Here is a 14,695-nt window from a genome sequence, read left to right as displayed (position 1 = left end):
GTTGATAAAGATGATAAAATTCCAAAGACTATAGAATAAAATTCCACAATGGAGCGAAAATGGACGAACGGTTTTCAGGTATCCGAGAATTTTTAGCCGCAGCAGAAGCAGGCAGTTTCACCGCCGCGGCCGACAGGCTCAACCTCACGGGGTCAGCGGTCGGCAAAAGCATTGCCCGCTTGGAACAGCGGCTCAACACCCAGCTTTTTCACCGCACCACCCGAAAAATCACCCTCACCGCCGAAGGCGAGTTATATCGGCAAAGCTGTTTGCGTGTGATGGAAGAATTGACACAAGCAGAAGCCCTGCTTTCGCGCGAACAAAGCCAGCCCATTGGCACCGTCCGCATCGATATGCCCACCGTCTTTGGACGGGAATGCCTGCTGCCCAAGCTCATGACTTTGGCGAAACGTTACCCCAAACTGCATCTGCACCTGAGTTTTCAAGACCGCAAAGTGGACATGATTGGCGAACAAGTGGACATTGCCGTGCGGTTTGGCGAACTGGGCGATTTAAGCGACATCATCGCCCAGCCCATTGGCGAAACACAAAATCTGCTGTGTGCTAGCCCCGAATTTTTACGTGGCAACGGCTGCCCGACATCGCCCGCCGACCTGCGCCAATTTCCCTGCATATCAGGCAGCGGCAAAGCATGGCGGCTATACAACGCCGAAAAAATCCCCACGGATTACCCCATCGCCCTGCAGCACCAAAGCAATGACGGTGATGCCATGCTCAAACTGGCACTCAACCATCTGGGCATCGCCTACCTGCCCAACTGGCTGATTGCCCCGTATCTGCAAACGGAACAGCTAACGGTGATTCTGCCCGAAACCGCCTTACCACCCGTGCCGATTTATGTGCTGTGGCAGAAGAAAATGAATTTACAGCCGAAGATTAAAGCGGTGGTAGAGGGGCTGAGGGAGAGTATAGGGGAAGCTATTCAGGCAGATTGGAAGTGATGTAAAAAGTATGAAACCAAGTTTAAATAAGCTTGGCTTTTTTAAAGCTGGGCATTTCTTCGCCATACTTCCGCAAAATGTCTTTCAGTTACTCAAAATCTCACTCCACCTTAAACCGATAAATCACCTGATTTGCCGATCCACGCCAAATAAGTGAAGGATCGGCTTGTTCTTTGATAAATTTGCCGTCAATGAGAACATCAATATAAGGCAGCATTTGGCGTTGAAGATCGTTAAGTTCGGCGAGTTTGTAGCCTGTCCAAAGCCAAATGTCTTTCTCTGGGCATTCCCTTTTGACGCGTTTGACTAAGGCGAGCAAGGTTGGCACGTTTCTAGGGTGTAAGGGATCACCGCCTGATAAGCTAAGACCTTGCCGTTTAATGCGTTGATCTTGTAGATCGCGAATAATTTGATCTTCCATCGCTTTATCAAAGGGAACCCCTGCACTGAATGACCAGCTTTTTTGGTTGTAACAGCCTTTGCAAGCGTGTTCGCAGCCACTCACAAATAAAGTGCAACGCGTGCCTTCGCCGTTTACGATGTCAACGGGGTAATATTGGAGGTAGTTCATAGTGTTTGTTTTTTATTCAGGTTAATTTCTTATTTCTTTGTGATTAATAACGGGTTTCGCCGTTGAGCGACTTCCTTTCTTTTGCTTCCCCAAAAGAAAGGAAGCAAAGAAAAGGGAACCCCGATCAAACCGCTTTTCCTCATTCCAATAAAATTTTCTTAACGAAAAATCAGCCTGATGTTCGCTACGCTCTCGCTCGGTGTGATTTTTCTAAAAATTTATCTCCATTCGGGCGGTTTGGACGGGGAAATTCAGTTAGGGCAAATTTAAAGTGCGGTGGAAATTCTTTGAATTTGTTAGAAGTTAGAAAGTACAAAGAAAATTTTCTCGCCCCAGCCACGGTGTGGCTGTGTTATCTAACTACCTACGGCTCGTAGGTGGCGAAGTACTTTCCAGAACAAATCTCCCCAACCCCTCTTTACTAAAGAGGGGCTTGAAAGTTCCCGCTTTATAAAATCTGGGGTTGAATACAGTATCTCCCCACTTATTTCAGAAGGGCTTTAAAATCCCCCTCTATGATCTGGAAAAAATAATGAATTAATCTCCCGTGTAAATTGCCTTCATTTTTAACAAATTTTTAGAAAAGTAACGCCTGAACGCAGTGCAGCGAGTATGGACTTACTTTTCGTTAAGAAAATTTGTTAAAAATGAAGATAAGCAATTTAGTCGGGTGCCTTTTTCTTTGCCTACTTTCTTTTGAGCAAGCAAAAGAAAGTAGGTCGCTCAACGAGCTAAACTCGTTCTTAATTACAAAGAAAAAAGCGATTTGACGATAAAACAAAATTTAACCCCAAAATAAAACGCCATTCCCCACCTACAAATGCTTCACGCGTCTTTTCACCTCTTCCTGCTTCCCTGCATTAAACGGTCTGGCGTCTGGGCTGCCTAGGTAGCCGCAGACTCGGCGGGTGACGGAAACTTTTTCGCTGTCGTGGTTGCCGCACTTAGGACAGGTGAAGCCTTTGCTGGTGCAGTGAAATTCGCCGGTGAAACCGCATTCATAACATTCATCAATCGGTGTGTTGGTGCCGTAGTAAGGCACGCGGTCGTAGCTGTAATCCCACACATCTTCTAAGGCTTTGAGATTGTGCTGAATATTAGGGTATTCGCCGTAGCAAATAAATCCGCCGTTCGCCAATGGTGGGTAAGGCATTTCAAAATCCAGTTTGTCGTAAGGATTGACCTTTTTCTCCACATCTAAATGATAGCTGTTAGTGTAGTAGCCTTTGTCGGTTACGCCAGTTATCACGCCAAATTGTTTGGTGTCTAAACGACAGAAGCGGTCGCATAAATTTTCGCTTGGGGTGGAATAAAGGCTAAACGCGTAGCCAGTTTCTTGTCGCCATTGTTTGGTGGTTTGGGCTAAATACTCCACAATCGCAATGCCTTTTTGTCGCAATTGTTCATCATCATAAATATGATGTTGCGGATAAAGCGCATTAATGGTTTCGTGAATGCCAATATAGCCAAGGGAAATGGAAGCACGGCCATTTTTGAAGATCTCTGCCACGTTGTCATCAGCTTTCAATCGCACGCCACACGCCCCCTCCATATATAAAATAGGGGCAACTCGTGCTTTGGTATTTTCAAGGCGAGCAATGCGCGTCATTAAGGCTTTTTTCGCGATAGCAAGGCGTTCATCAAGTAAGGCATAAAAACGCTGCTCATCGCCTTTGGCTTCAAGTGCGATACGCGGTAAATTCAGGCTAACTACGCCAAGGTTATTGCGTCCATCGTGCTGTAATTCACCGTCTTGTTCATACGCGCCTAAAAAACTGCGGCAACCCATTGGTGCTTTGAAAGAGCCAGTTACTTTGACCACTTGTTCATAATTGAGAATATCGGGATACATTCGTTTAGAAGCACATTCCAACGCCAGTTGTTTGATGTCGTAATTAGGATCGCTAGCTTGTTGGTTTACGCCTTTTTTAATAGTAAAAACCAATTTCGGGAAGACGGGCGTTTTGTGATTTTTGCCTAAGCCACGAATGCGGTTGCGTAAAATGGCTTGCTGAATTAAACGCGCTTGCCAGCTCGTGCCTAAACCAAAACCAAAGGTAACAAAAGGGGTTTGCCCGTTGGACGTGTGAAGCGTATTCACTTCATATTCCAAGGATTGGAACGCGTCAAAACAATCCTTTTCAATCAACGCCTTGGCATAATTTTCAGGCTCAGGTACATTCCATTGCTGGGCGGTTTTTAAATGCTTTTCATAACTCAGTTGTACATAGGGTACAAGCACTTCATCAATGCGATTAATGGTTGTGCCGCCGTAAATATGGCTCGCGACTTGGGCAATAATCTGCGCGGTAACTGCCGTTGCCGTACCGATAGATTTCGGTGGTTCAATTTCTGCATTACCCATTTTAAAACCTTGGGTGAGCATTCCTTTAAGATCCACCAACATACAATTAAACATTGGGAAGAATGGCGCGTAGTCCAAATCGTGATAATGAATTTCCCCTTTTTCGTGGGCTTCCACCACATCACGCGGCAGAATGTAACGCTTGGCATAATGTTTCGCCACAATGCCTGCCAGTAAATCCCGCTGCGTTGGGATCACTTTCGCGTCTTTGTTGGCATTTTCATTGAGCAATTCCACGTTGCTTTGCTCAATCAGCCCTTCAATTTCACGCGTGAGCTGGCTACGTTTTTCCCGTGCTAAATCACGATCGTGGCGATACTCAATATAAGCTCGTGCGACTTGCGGATAATCGCTCGCCATTAACTGATTTTCAACCAGTAGCTGAATGTCGTGGATGTCAATTTCCTGCTGATACTTAGCAAAAATGCCATTGGCAACCTGTTGCCCCATTTTTTGCCAATAATCGTCCTGCTCAATGCCAACCGCCAATGCCGCTTTACGAATAGCATTGATGATGCGCTGAATATCAAATTGTGCGCGTGAACCATCGCGTTTAATCACAAAAAACGAACTCATTGTAAAACCCCTATATCTTGTGTCTTTATAATTCTGAAAGCACTATATATAGATATTTTGCTAAATTCAACAGACAAAAATTAGGGTTTTGTAGCTTGTTTTTTGAACGAAATGGAGTGAATGAGTTGATTTTACTGGGCTATTTTTATCTTTGTTGATGAGAATTGTTCTCAATAAATGTTTTGTTTTATTGATTTAGATCAAAGTTTATAAAAATAAAAGTGCGGTGGAAAATTCAGCAATTTTTGCGGTTAGGGAAAAAATTGATAATAAAAATGCGGTGAAAAATCACCGCACTTTATTACTTATACATTTTTTCAATTTGTGCTTTATAACGCTCTAAAATCACCTTGCGGCGTAGTTTTAAGGTCGGCGTAATTTCGTTCATTGCGGTAGTGAAAGCCTGTGGTAGCAGGGTGAATTTCTTCACTTGTTCAAAGCTCGCTAGCTCTTTCTGTAATTCATTTAAGCGTTTTTCAAAAAGCTGAATAATTTCGGAATGTTTGATTAACTCCATACGATCTTGATATTTGATATTGAGCTTTTTTGCATATTCTTCCAAGGAAGCAAAACAAGGCACGATCAAGGCGGAAACATATTTTTTCGCATCAGCGATCACGGCAATTTGCTCAATAAATTTATCTTTACCGATTTTGCCTTCAATGTGCTGTGGCGCAATATATTTGCCGTTTGAGGTTTTCATCAGCTCTTTGATGCGATCAGTGATGTAAAGATGGCCTTGTTCATCTAATTGACCTGCATCACCAGTTTTTAAGAAACCATCAGCAGTAAAAGCGGCAGCTGTTTCTTCTGGTTTTTTGTAATAACCACGCATTACCATTTCACCACGCACTAAGATTTCATCATTTTCGCCAATTTTCACTTCCGCACCCGGCATTAGCTTGCCGATAGAATTTGGCTCGAAATGATCATCTTCCCAGCACGAAACAGTGGCGGTGGTTTCCGTCATACCATAGCCTAGCTTAATGTTAATGCCAATGCTGTGGAAAAATAGCCCAATGGTAGGTTCTAATTTTGCTCCGCCACAGGGCATCATACGAATACGTCCACCGAGTAGGTTGCGTAATTTGCTCAGCACCAATTTATCCGCTAAGAAAAATTGCTGTTTAAGCCAAAATGGAATGGGTTGTTTTTGGCTTTTACGATCAAAATAACGATGTCCCACGCTCATTGCCCAGTTAAATAAGGCACGGCGAAGCTTTGGCGCTTGCTGCACTTTATCGTGGATCGCGGTGTAAATTTTCTCATAAAAACGTGGTACGGCGCACATTAATGTAGGACGGATTTCACTTAACGCTGCACGCACTTGATCGGTGTTTTCAAGATAACAGTTCACCGCGCCACGGTGTAGCACATAGGCCACCCACGCACGTTCAAAAATATGAGAGAACGGCAGGAAAGAAAGAGAAACGTCCTGTTCTGTAATCGGTTTCAATGCTTGATCGTGAGCTTTTAGCTGATGAGCAAGGTTGGCATAATCCAACATTACGCCTTTTGGCTCACCTGTAGTGCCAGAAGTATAAATCAGGGTAAATAGATCATTGAGTTGTTTTTCATCAAGACGCTGTTGTAATTCTGCGGAATTCGTGTGCGAGCCTGTTGCGATAAAGTCTGCCCAATGGCAAGCCAGTGGGTGATCGTGTAGTTGAATGCTGTCTTTCATCGCGACAATATGTTGTAACTGCGGGCAATCTGCAACGATTTGTAGCGCCTGATCATACTGTTCTTGATCGCCAACAAACAGAATTTTAATATCGGCATCATTAATGATAAATGCTGCTTGTTGTGCGGTGTTCGTGGCGTAAATAGGCACGGTAACAGCGCGAATTTGCAAAGTGGCAATATCAGCGACTGTCCAGCGCGGCATATTGTGTGCAAAAATACCAATTTTATCTTGTACATCAATATGATGAGCAAGCAACGCAAGAGAAAGGGCGTTTACTTGCTGTTGAAAGTCTGCCCAAGAAATATCGTGCCATTGTTGATTTTCAAAATAACGAAGTGCGGTGTTATTTTTTAATGTTTTTGCCTGCTGTTGAAAGCGGCTAACAAAATGAAAATCAAGGGTATTTGTCATTCTTCTTTTCCTATTTAACAAATCGTTTTTAACAAATCGCTGAGTTTTAGCGTACAGCTGTAAGGCTAAATATAATCGTTAATGAAAGAAAAAGCGAGAAAAATCCGTTGAAAACTACGGATAACCAGTGATTTTGTGAGCAATATAACAGTTTTAGCGAGCGAACAGCTGTTCATTTTTATCTAGAAAAGACAGGATATTCTTAGCGAAAAGTAGGCAGGGAAATCAGAGATAATCAATTACAGCAATAAAAATGTGGCGAAAAAAAACCGCACTTTAAAAGTGCGGCTTAATTTTAAAGGGTTTTTAATTAGCCTTTGTAGTTGTGAATGTGAGCTACTAAGTCTAATACTTTGTTTGAATAACCTGTTTCGTTGTCGTACCAAGATACTAATTTAACGAAAGTATCAGTTAATGCGATACCTGCTTCAGCATCGAATACAGAAGTTAATGCGCAGCCGTTGAAGTCTGTTGATACTACTGCATCTTCAGTGTAGCCTAAAACGCCTTTCAATTCGTTTTCAGAAGCACGTTTGATTTCTGCACAGATTTCAGCGTAAGTTGCTGGTTTTTCAAGGTTTACAGTTAAATCAACTACAGACACGTTTGGTGTAGGAACACGGAATGCCATACCAGTTAATTTACCATTTAATTCAGGAATTACTTTACCTACTGCTTTCGCTGCACCTGTTGAAGATGGAATGATGTTTTGAGAAGCACCACGACCGCCACGCCAGTCTTTCGCTGAAGGACCATCAACGGTTTTTTGCGTTGCAGTTGTTGCGTGAACAGTTGTCATTAAACCGTCTTTGATACCCCATTTGTCGTTAATTACTTTCGCTAATGGTGCTAAACAGTTTGTTGTACAAGATGCGTTTGAAACGATGTCTTGACCAGCATAAGTATCAAAGTTTACGCCGTTTACGAACATTGGCGTCGCATCTTTAGAAGGACCAGTTAAAACAACTTTTTTCGCGCCAGCTTCAATGTGTTTGCGAGCAGTTTCATCTGTTAAGAAGATACCTGTTGCTTCAACTGCGATATCAACACCGATTTCGTTCCATTTAAGGTTTGCAGGATCACGCTCAGAAGTTACACGGATTGTTTTACCGTTCACCACTAAATGACCGTCTTTCACTTCAACAGTGCCATCGAAACGACCGTGCGTTGAATCATATTTCAACATATAAGCCATATATTCAACGTCAATTAAGTCGTTGATACCTACAACTTCGATGTCATCACGTTGTTGTGCTGCACGGAATACGATACGACCGATACGGCCGAAACCATTGATACCAATTTTAATAGCCATAAGTTTTTCACCTATAATTTAAGTTAAACAAAAGGGTTACGGTGCATAGAAAGCATTCTATTTTCCGTTCGCGGTGGATTATAGCACGCTTTTTAGGTAGGGTGAAACTAACTCGCAAGAAAACCGTAAAACATTTGTGATCTACATCAAAACTTTGCGGATCAGCCAGTTAGCTTGTTTTTATTTTGTTAAAATTAAATGAAAAAATACCGCACTTCTAATGATTTTTTTCCGATTTATCGGCATAATGAACGAAATTTGATGAAAATGTAAGGATAAACAATGAGCCAAGGTAACCTTTATATTATTTCAGCCCCAAGTGGCGCGGGGAAATCGTCTTTAATCGCCGCCTTATTGGCGAAAGACAATGGGCGTGAAATGATGGTTTCTGTTTCCCATACCACGCGTGCGCCGCGCCCCGGTGAAGTGGACGGTGTGCATTATCATTTTGTCAGTAAAGACGAATTTGAACGTCTAATCGAACAAGATTTGTTCTTGGAATATGCCAAAGTGTTTGGCGGCAATTATTATGGTACGTCCTTGCCGACTATTGAAAAAAGTTTGGCGCAGGGCATTGATGTTTTTTTAGATATTGATTGGCAAGGGGCGCAACAAATTCGCGCTAAATTACCGCAGGTTAAAAGTATTTTTATTTTGCCCCCTTCGGTTGAAGAATTGGAACGCCGTTTAATTGGACGCGGGCAGGATAGCGCAGAAGTCATTGCTGATCGTATGGCAAAAGCCACCAGTGAAATGTCCCACTATGACGAATATGATTATGTGATTATTAATGATAATTTCGAGCAAGCCGTGGCGGATTTACAACACATTTTGCGTGCGGAATGTTTAACTAGAAGTTATCAACAAGCGCAAAATATCGCTTTAATTCATCAATTACTGGCAAAATAATTGACATTTTAGTATCATTAGATCCCTTTTATTTATTGAAGAATTTTAACTGATTGGAGTAAATTTATGGCTCGTGTAACAGTGCAAGATGCGGTAGAGCAAATTGGTAACCGTTTTGATTTAATTTTAACCGCAGCACGCCGTGCAAGAGAATTACAATTACATTTGCGTGAACCTTTAGTTCCAGAAGATAACGATAAACCAACGGTAATCGCCTTGCGTGAAATTGAAAAAGGCTTGATTAACAACGAAATTATGAATGCGCACGAGCGTCAAGATGCTTTAGAGCAAGAAGCAACAGAGCATCACGCAGTGTCTTTATTATCTTCATAAGCGATAAAAGTGCGGTTGTTTTTTGTTCCATTTTTATCATTGGCAATAAAATTTGAATAAAAAGTTAGGTGTCCTTTGTACTTATTTGAACGTTTAGAGCATATTATCCGAGGCTATTTACCGCCTGAACAAATTGAATTAGTAAGACGTGCATACGTTATCGCACGAGATGCACACGAAGGACAATCTCGCTCCAGTGGCGAGCCGTACATTACTCACCCTGTTGCGGTGGCATCAATTATTGCAGAAATGCGTTTAGATCATGAAGCCGTGATGGGCGCATTGTTGCACGATGTGATTGAAGACACCCCTTACACCGAAGAACAACTCAAAGAAGAATTTGGCGCGAGTGTTGCTGAAATTGTGGAAGGCGTATCTAAATTAGATAAGCTCAAATTCCGTACCCGCCAAGAAGCCCAAGTGGAAAATTTCCGCAAAATGATTTTGGCGATGACCAAAGACATTCGCGTTGTTCTGATCAAACTGGCTGACCGCACCCACAATATGCGTACCCTTGGCGCATTACGCCCTGACAAAAGGCGTAGAATTGCGAAAGAAACCTTGGAAATTTACGCCCCACTTGCCCATCGTTTAGGGATCGAACATATCAAAAATGAACTGGAAGATCTCGGCTTTGAAGCAATGCACCCACAGCGTTATGCCGTCTTACAAAAAGTCATTCAAATTGCACGCGGTAACCGCAAAGATATGATCGAACGGATTTCTGATGAAATCAAAGGGCGTTTAGCAGATGTGGGCATTGAAGCGCGCGTATTTGGGCGAGAAAAACATCTTTATGCCATTTATCAAAAAATGCGCTTAAAAGATCAGCAATTTCATTCCATTATGGATATTTATGCGTTCCGTGCAGTGGTGAAAGATGTGGACACTTGCTACCGAGTGCTAGGGCAAATGCACGGTTTGTATAAGCCACGTCCGGGGCGAGTGAAAGATTATATCGCCGTGCCGAAAGCAAATGGCTATCAATCCCTGCATACTTCGATGATCGGCCCACACGGCGTTCCGGTGGAAGTGCAAATTCGCACGGAAGAAATGGATCAAACCGCGGAAATGGGCGTGGCGGCGCATTGGGCGTATAAACAAGGTGGTAAGAATGATAGCACCACCGCACAAATTCGCGCGCAGCGCTGGTTGCAAAGTCTGATTGAGTTGCAGCAAAGTGCGGGTAATTCTTTTGAATTTATTGAAAGTGTCAAATCAGAATTTTTCCCGAAAGAGATTTATGTGTTTACCCCGAAAGGGCGTATTGTGGAATTGCCAGTGGGTGCCACCCCAGTAGATTTCGCTTATGCGGTGCATTCTGGCATTGGCAATGCCTGTATCGCAGCCAATGTGGATCGCAAACCTTATCCCCTTTCACAGCCACTGCAATCAGGGCAAACTATTGAAATTATTACCGCACCGACAGCACAACCTGATGTGGGCTGGCTGAATTTTGTGGTAACCGCAAAAGCCCGTTCTAATATTCGCCACGCCTTGAAAAATCTGCGTTCAGATACGGCGATCGTTCTTGGCAAACGCCAACTTACTAATGCGTTGTTACCACATAAATTAGAACAAATCCCTGAGCAACGTATTGATGAATTATTAAGCGATCTAAAACTTAATCGTTTTGAAGATTTATTGGCGGAAATCGGTTTAGGTAACCAAATGAGTGCGGTGATTGCCTATCGTTTATTAGGTGAAAGCATTGAAATTGATACAGACGGCGATCTTAGCAACAATAAAAATATTTTTGCCATTAATGGCAATGAAAGCCTGCTTACCACCTTTGCGCAATGTTGCCACCCAATTCCGGGTGATCCAATTGTGGCATACGCAAGCCCAGGGAAAGGCCTAGTGGTGCATCACGAGGCTTGTGCAAATTTGCGTAATCGAAAAGAAAATCCTGAACATTTCACCCCAGTTACTTGGGAGAAAAGCGATAACAAAGTGGAATTTGAAACCGAATTACGCATTGAAATGATTAATCAGCAAGGGGCGCTGCCGAATTTAACCTCTAATATTTCCGCGATGGATAGCAATATTCACAGCATTTGGACGGAAGAACAAGACGGCCGTTTATATCAAATCGTGGTGTTGCTCACGGCAAAAGATACCCATCATTTAAGTCAAATTATGCGTAAAATCAAAACCTTACCAGGTTTTGTCAGCATTGAACGTAATATAAATCGCTAATGGCTACGGAAATTCTTGGTGCAGTTCCGCTGACTACACTTTCTGGTGTAGGCGCAGCAGTTTCGGCAAAATTGAGCCGAATTGGCATTAATAATCTGCAAGATTTGCTTTTTCATCTGCCTAGCCGTTATGAAGACCGCACAAGAATTACGCCCATAATCGATCTTCGCCCTGAACAATATGCCACAATTAGCGCCACGGTTCAGCTTTGCGAAGTGCAATTTGGACGCCGCCCAATTTTAACTGTAGTAGTGTCGGACGGCACATCAAAATTAACCTTACGTTTTTTCAATTTCAATGCCGCAATGCGAAACAGCTTTCAAGTGGGAACGAAAGTGAAAGCCTTTGGCGAGATCAAACGAGGTCGCTTTATGGCAGAAATTCATCACCCTGAATATCAAATTATTCGTGATGATGCCCCTTTGGTAATGGCTGAAACCCTGACGCCAATTTATCCTACCACAGAAGGCTTAAAACAAAATTCTTTACGCAAATTAACGGATCAAGCGCTGGCTTTGCTTGATAAAATTCAGTTGCCCGAAATTTTGCCTGATGAATTTAATCCTTATCCATACAGTTTGAAAGAGGCGATCCGATTTTTGCACTGCCCACCGCCTGATGTTTCTTTAGAAATGTTGGAAAAAGGGCAACACCCCGCACAAGTGCGGTTAATTTTTGAAGAATTATTAGCGCATAATTTAGCAATGCAAAAAGTGCGGTCAAATATTCAGCAGTTTTTTGCTCTGCCCTTGCAATATCAAACGGATCTCAAATCTCGCTTTTTACAGCGTTTGCCCTTCAGCCCCACTAATGCACAATGCCGCGTGGTGCAGAATATTGAGCAGGATTTGCAAAATACCTACCCAATGATGCGATTGGTGCAAGGCGATGTTGGCTCAGGAAAAACCCTTGTTGCTGCGTTGGCAGCCTTGGTGGCGATCGATAATCAAAAGCAAGTGGCACTTATGGCGCCGACAGAAATTTTGGCGGAACAGCATTTTGCCAATTTCCAAGCGTGGTTTGAACCGCTTGGTATCAAGGTAGGTTGGCTGGCTGGCAAAGTGAAAGGCAAGGCACGCCAAGCGGTACTTGAACAAATGAAAGCGGGTGAGGTGCAAATGATTGTTGGCACGCACGCCCTATTTCAGCAAGATGTGGAATTTCACGATTTAGCCTTAGTGATCATTGATGAACAACATCGCTTTGGCGTTCATCAGCGGCTAATGTTGCGGGAAAAAGGCGAAAAATCAGGCAATTACCCTCATCAATTAATTATGACCGCCACCCCTATTCCGCGTACCTTAGCAATGACGGTGTATGCGGATTTAGATACATCAGTTATTGATGAATTACCTCCAGGGCGAACGCCGATTACCACTGTTGCAATTTCAGAAGAGCGCCGTGCAGAAATTGTCGCACGCGTATATCAGGCTTGCGTGAATGAAAAACGGCAAGCCTATTGGGTTTGTACGCTCATTGATGAAAGTGAAGTGCTGGAAGCACAAGCAGCGGAAGCCATTTGGGAAGATTTAACCAAAGCGCTGCCAAATTTACGCATCGGTTTAGTTCACGGGCGAATGAAACCCACTGAAAAACAAGAGATTATGGCAAGTTTCAAAGCAGCCGAGTTAGATGTATTGGTGGCAACCACCGTGATTGAAGTGGGTGTAGATGTGCCTAATGCCAGCTTGATGATTATTGAAAATGCCGAACGCCTTGGGCTATCTCAACTTCACCAGTTGCGTGGTCGAGTTGGGCGCGGAAGTACGGCATCTTTCTGTGTTTTAATGTATAAGCCTCCGCTTGGTAAGGTGTCGAAAAAACGCTTGCAAGTATTGCGTGAAAGCCAAGACGGCTTCTATATTTCGGAAAAAGATCTGGAAATTCGTGGGCCGGGGGAAGTGTTAGGCACAAAACAAACGGGCGTGGCCGAATTTAAAGTGGCGAATTTAATGCGTGATCGTAAAATGATCCCGACTGTACAACATTATGCCAGAGAAATGATCGTGAAATATCCCCAACTTTCTGAAGCTTTAATTCAGCGTTGGCTTGATGAGAAAACCATTTATTCCAATGCGTAACACGAGCCTTTTGCTTGAGATATAGCGAGCGAAGGTATAAGATCGACGCAACATCAATTTGATTTTCAATAATTAATGACAAATTCACCAACCATTCTTTTTTTTGACTCGGGCATCGGCGGTTTAAGTGTCTATCGCGAAGTGAAAACGCTGCTACCAAATTGCCACTATCTTTATTGCCTCGATAACGCATTTTTTCCTTATTCTGAAAAAGAAGAGCAAGCCATCATTGAACGTTGTGTCGCGATCTGTAAAAAAATTGAACAGGATTACCCGCTGGATCTCATCGTTATCGCTTGCAACACCGCAAGCACGGTCGTGTTGCCCTCATTGCGTGATGCTTTTACCTGCCCGATTGTGGGAACAGTTCCTGCCATTAAACCCGCCGCACAAAAAACCGAAAGCGGTGTCATCGGGTTGCTTGCCACGAAAGGCACGGTGAAACGCCCTTATGTGGACAAGTTAATTCAAGATTATGCGAGTGAATGCCGAGTAAGCAAACTGGGCAGTACCGAATTAGTCAAAATGGCAGAGGAAAAATTGCAAGGTAAGCCGGTTGATCCCATTCGGCTTTTGTTAGAAATCAAAGATTGGCGAGAAGATCTGGCATTGGATACGGTTATTTTGGGGTGTACCCATTTCCCTTTCCTGAAATCAGAGCTAATGGCAAGTTTGCCCCAAGTGAAATATTTTCTTGATCCGAGTAAAGCGATAGCAAAGCGAGTTAAAGATCTTTTGGGCGAAGTAACAGGGCAAAGCACAAAACCGAATAAGGTTTATTGCACGCAAGAACAACATTTGCTACTTAATGTGTTTGAACAATTTGAGTTTATTGAATTAAAAACCTTATCAATGGAAAAATAAAGAAACAAAGTGCGGTACAAAAAGCCCCCCAAATTTAGACCGCACTTTACATTTCTTCAGCAAAAATTGGATGATAAACCCTCAAGGCGTTGAGAGAATAACCAAACAACAAAAAAATTAAAAATTTTTGCAAAAAGGGGTTGCATCGATTTCAAAAATCCCTATAATACGCTGCACACAACGACGCGACGTTGTAAACAAGTTGAAAATACACCTCGCGTCGTTGTTTTTTTTGCTCTTTAACAATCAATCAGACAATCTGTGTGGGCACTTGTTGATTCTGGAAAAATTTAAAAGATTTAGAACAATTAGTGCTTAACTGAAATTCATAGTGATTTTAAATGAAATCACAGAGCTTTGTTAGTGTACGAATTGAGAAAGATTAAACTGAAGAGTTTGATCATGGCTCAGATTGAACGCTG

10 protein-coding genes are annotated in these 14,695 nt (G+C 42.9%); 6 read left to right on the top strand and 4 right to left on the bottom strand.

All coding sequences use genetic code 11. From position 1 onward, the window contains the following. Nucleotides 1-59 precede the first annotated feature (59 nt). Nucleotides 60-962 (top strand): LysR family transcriptional regulator, encoded by a 903-nt coding sequence (locus tag ACNAV8_RS08425; RefSeq protein WP_103855645.1) that lies wholly within the window; start codon nt 60-62, stop codon nt 960-962. A 100-nt stretch (nt 963-1,062) separates the two neighbouring features. Here the strand turns inward: ACNAV8_RS08425 and nrdG are convergent, their stop codons facing one another. The 4 genes from nrdG to gapA all read right to left on the bottom strand — a co-directional run bounded on the left by nrdG (nt 1,063) and on the right by gapA (nt 7,887). Continuing rightward, entirely contained in the window at nt 1,063-1,533 is a 471-nt protein-coding gene (gene nrdG / locus ACNAV8_RS08420; RefSeq protein WP_103855644.1) for an anaerobic ribonucleoside-triphosphate reductase-activating protein, read from the bottom strand. A gap of 814 nt (nt 1,534-2,347) precedes the next feature. Continuing rightward, a complete protein-coding gene (gene nrdD / locus ACNAV8_RS08415) occupies nt 2,348-4,474 on the bottom strand; it encodes an anaerobic ribonucleoside-triphosphate reductase (RefSeq protein ID WP_415777566.1) in 2,127 nt (708 codons plus the stop codon). 301 nt (nt 4,475-4,775) lie between these two features. After that, nucleotides 4,776-6,572, bottom strand: coding sequence for an AMP-dependent synthetase/ligase (locus ACNAV8_RS08410; RefSeq protein WP_415777564.1), 1,797 nt, complete (start codon nt 6,570-6,572; stop codon nt 4,776-4,778). A 310-nt stretch (nt 6,573-6,882) separates the two neighbouring features. Continuing rightward, nucleotides 6,883-7,887, bottom strand: coding sequence for a glyceraldehyde-3-phosphate dehydrogenase (gapA, locus tag ACNAV8_RS08405; protein ID WP_103854106.1), 1,005 nt, complete (start codon nt 7,885-7,887; stop codon nt 6,883-6,885). A gap of 282 nt (nt 7,888-8,169) precedes the next feature. Between gapA and gmk the strand changes: the two genes are divergently transcribed. From gmk to murI, 5 genes are all read left to right on the top strand, one after another. Next, the gene (gene gmk / locus ACNAV8_RS08400; protein ID WP_103855461.1) at nt 8,170-8,796 is read left to right on the top strand and encodes a guanylate kinase; all 627 of its coding nucleotides are present in this window, start codon (nt 8,170-8,172) and stop codon (nt 8,794-8,796) included. 66 nt (nt 8,797-8,862) lie between these two features. Then, a complete protein-coding gene (gene rpoZ / locus ACNAV8_RS08395; protein WP_103855460.1) occupies nt 8,863-9,129 on the top strand; it encodes a DNA-directed RNA polymerase subunit omega in 267 nt (88 codons plus the stop codon). Nucleotides 9,130-9,204: 75 nt separating this feature from the next. Continuing rightward, nucleotides 9,205-11,328: a bifunctional GTP diphosphokinase/guanosine-3',5'-bis pyrophosphate 3'-pyrophosphohydrolase gene (gene spoT, locus ACNAV8_RS08390; RefSeq protein WP_415777563.1), complete on the top strand. Its 2,124-nt coding sequence runs from the start codon at nt 9,205-9,207 to the stop codon at nt 11,326-11,328. After that, nucleotides 11,328-13,409 carry an ATP-dependent DNA helicase RecG gene (gene recG / locus ACNAV8_RS08385; protein ID WP_415777562.1) on the top strand — a complete coding sequence of 694 codons (2,082 nt, stop codon included), beginning with the start codon at nt 11,328-11,330 and terminating at the stop codon, nt 13,407-13,409. Before spoT ends, recG begins: the two co-directional genes overlap by 1 nt. Before the next feature lie 75 nt (nt 13,410-13,484). Beyond that, nucleotides 13,485-14,273 (top strand): glutamate racemase, encoded by a 789-nt coding sequence (gene murI, locus ACNAV8_RS08380; RefSeq protein WP_415777561.1) that lies wholly within the window; start codon nt 13,485-13,487, stop codon nt 14,271-14,273. Nucleotides 14,274-14,695: the final 422 nt, after the last annotated feature.

The sequence above is a fragment of the Avibacterium endocarditidis genome (assembly GCF_965138825.1).
GTDB classification, from domain to species: Bacteria; Pseudomonadota; Gammaproteobacteria; order Enterobacterales; family Pasteurellaceae; genus Avibacterium; species Avibacterium endocarditidis.
The sequence above is the reverse complement of the archived record's forward strand: the minus strand, read 5'-3'. Positions and strand labels throughout refer to the sequence as shown.

Coding starts and splice junctions, on each gene's coding strand:
- ACNAV8_RS08425 (WP_103855645.1), top strand. CDS start 60: ATGGACGAACGGTTTTCAGGTATCCGAGAATTTTTAGCCGCAGCAGAA.
- nrdG (WP_103855644.1), bottom strand. CDS start 1,533: ATGAACTACCTCCAATATTACCCCGTTGACATCGTAAACGGCGAAGGC.
- nrdD (WP_415777566.1), bottom strand. CDS start 4,474: ATGAGTTCGTTTTTTGTGATTAAACGCGATGGTTCACGCGCACAATTT.
- ACNAV8_RS08410 (WP_415777564.1), bottom strand. CDS start 6,572: ATGACAAATACCCTTGATTTTCATTTTGTTAGCCGCTTTCAACAGCAG.
- gapA (WP_103854106.1), bottom strand. CDS start 7,887: ATGGCTATTAAAATTGGTATCAATGGTTTCGGCCGTATCGGTCGTATC.
- gmk (WP_103855461.1), top strand. CDS start 8,170: ATGAGCCAAGGTAACCTTTATATTATTTCAGCCCCAAGTGGCGCGGGG.
- rpoZ (WP_103855460.1), top strand. CDS start 8,863: ATGGCTCGTGTAACAGTGCAAGATGCGGTAGAGCAAATTGGTAACCGT.
- recG (WP_415777562.1), top strand. CDS start 11,328: ATGGCTACGGAAATTCTTGGTGCAGTTCCGCTGACTACACTTTCTGGT.
- murI (WP_415777561.1), top strand. CDS start 13,485: ATGACAAATTCACCAACCATTCTTTTTTTTGACTCGGGCATCGGCGGT.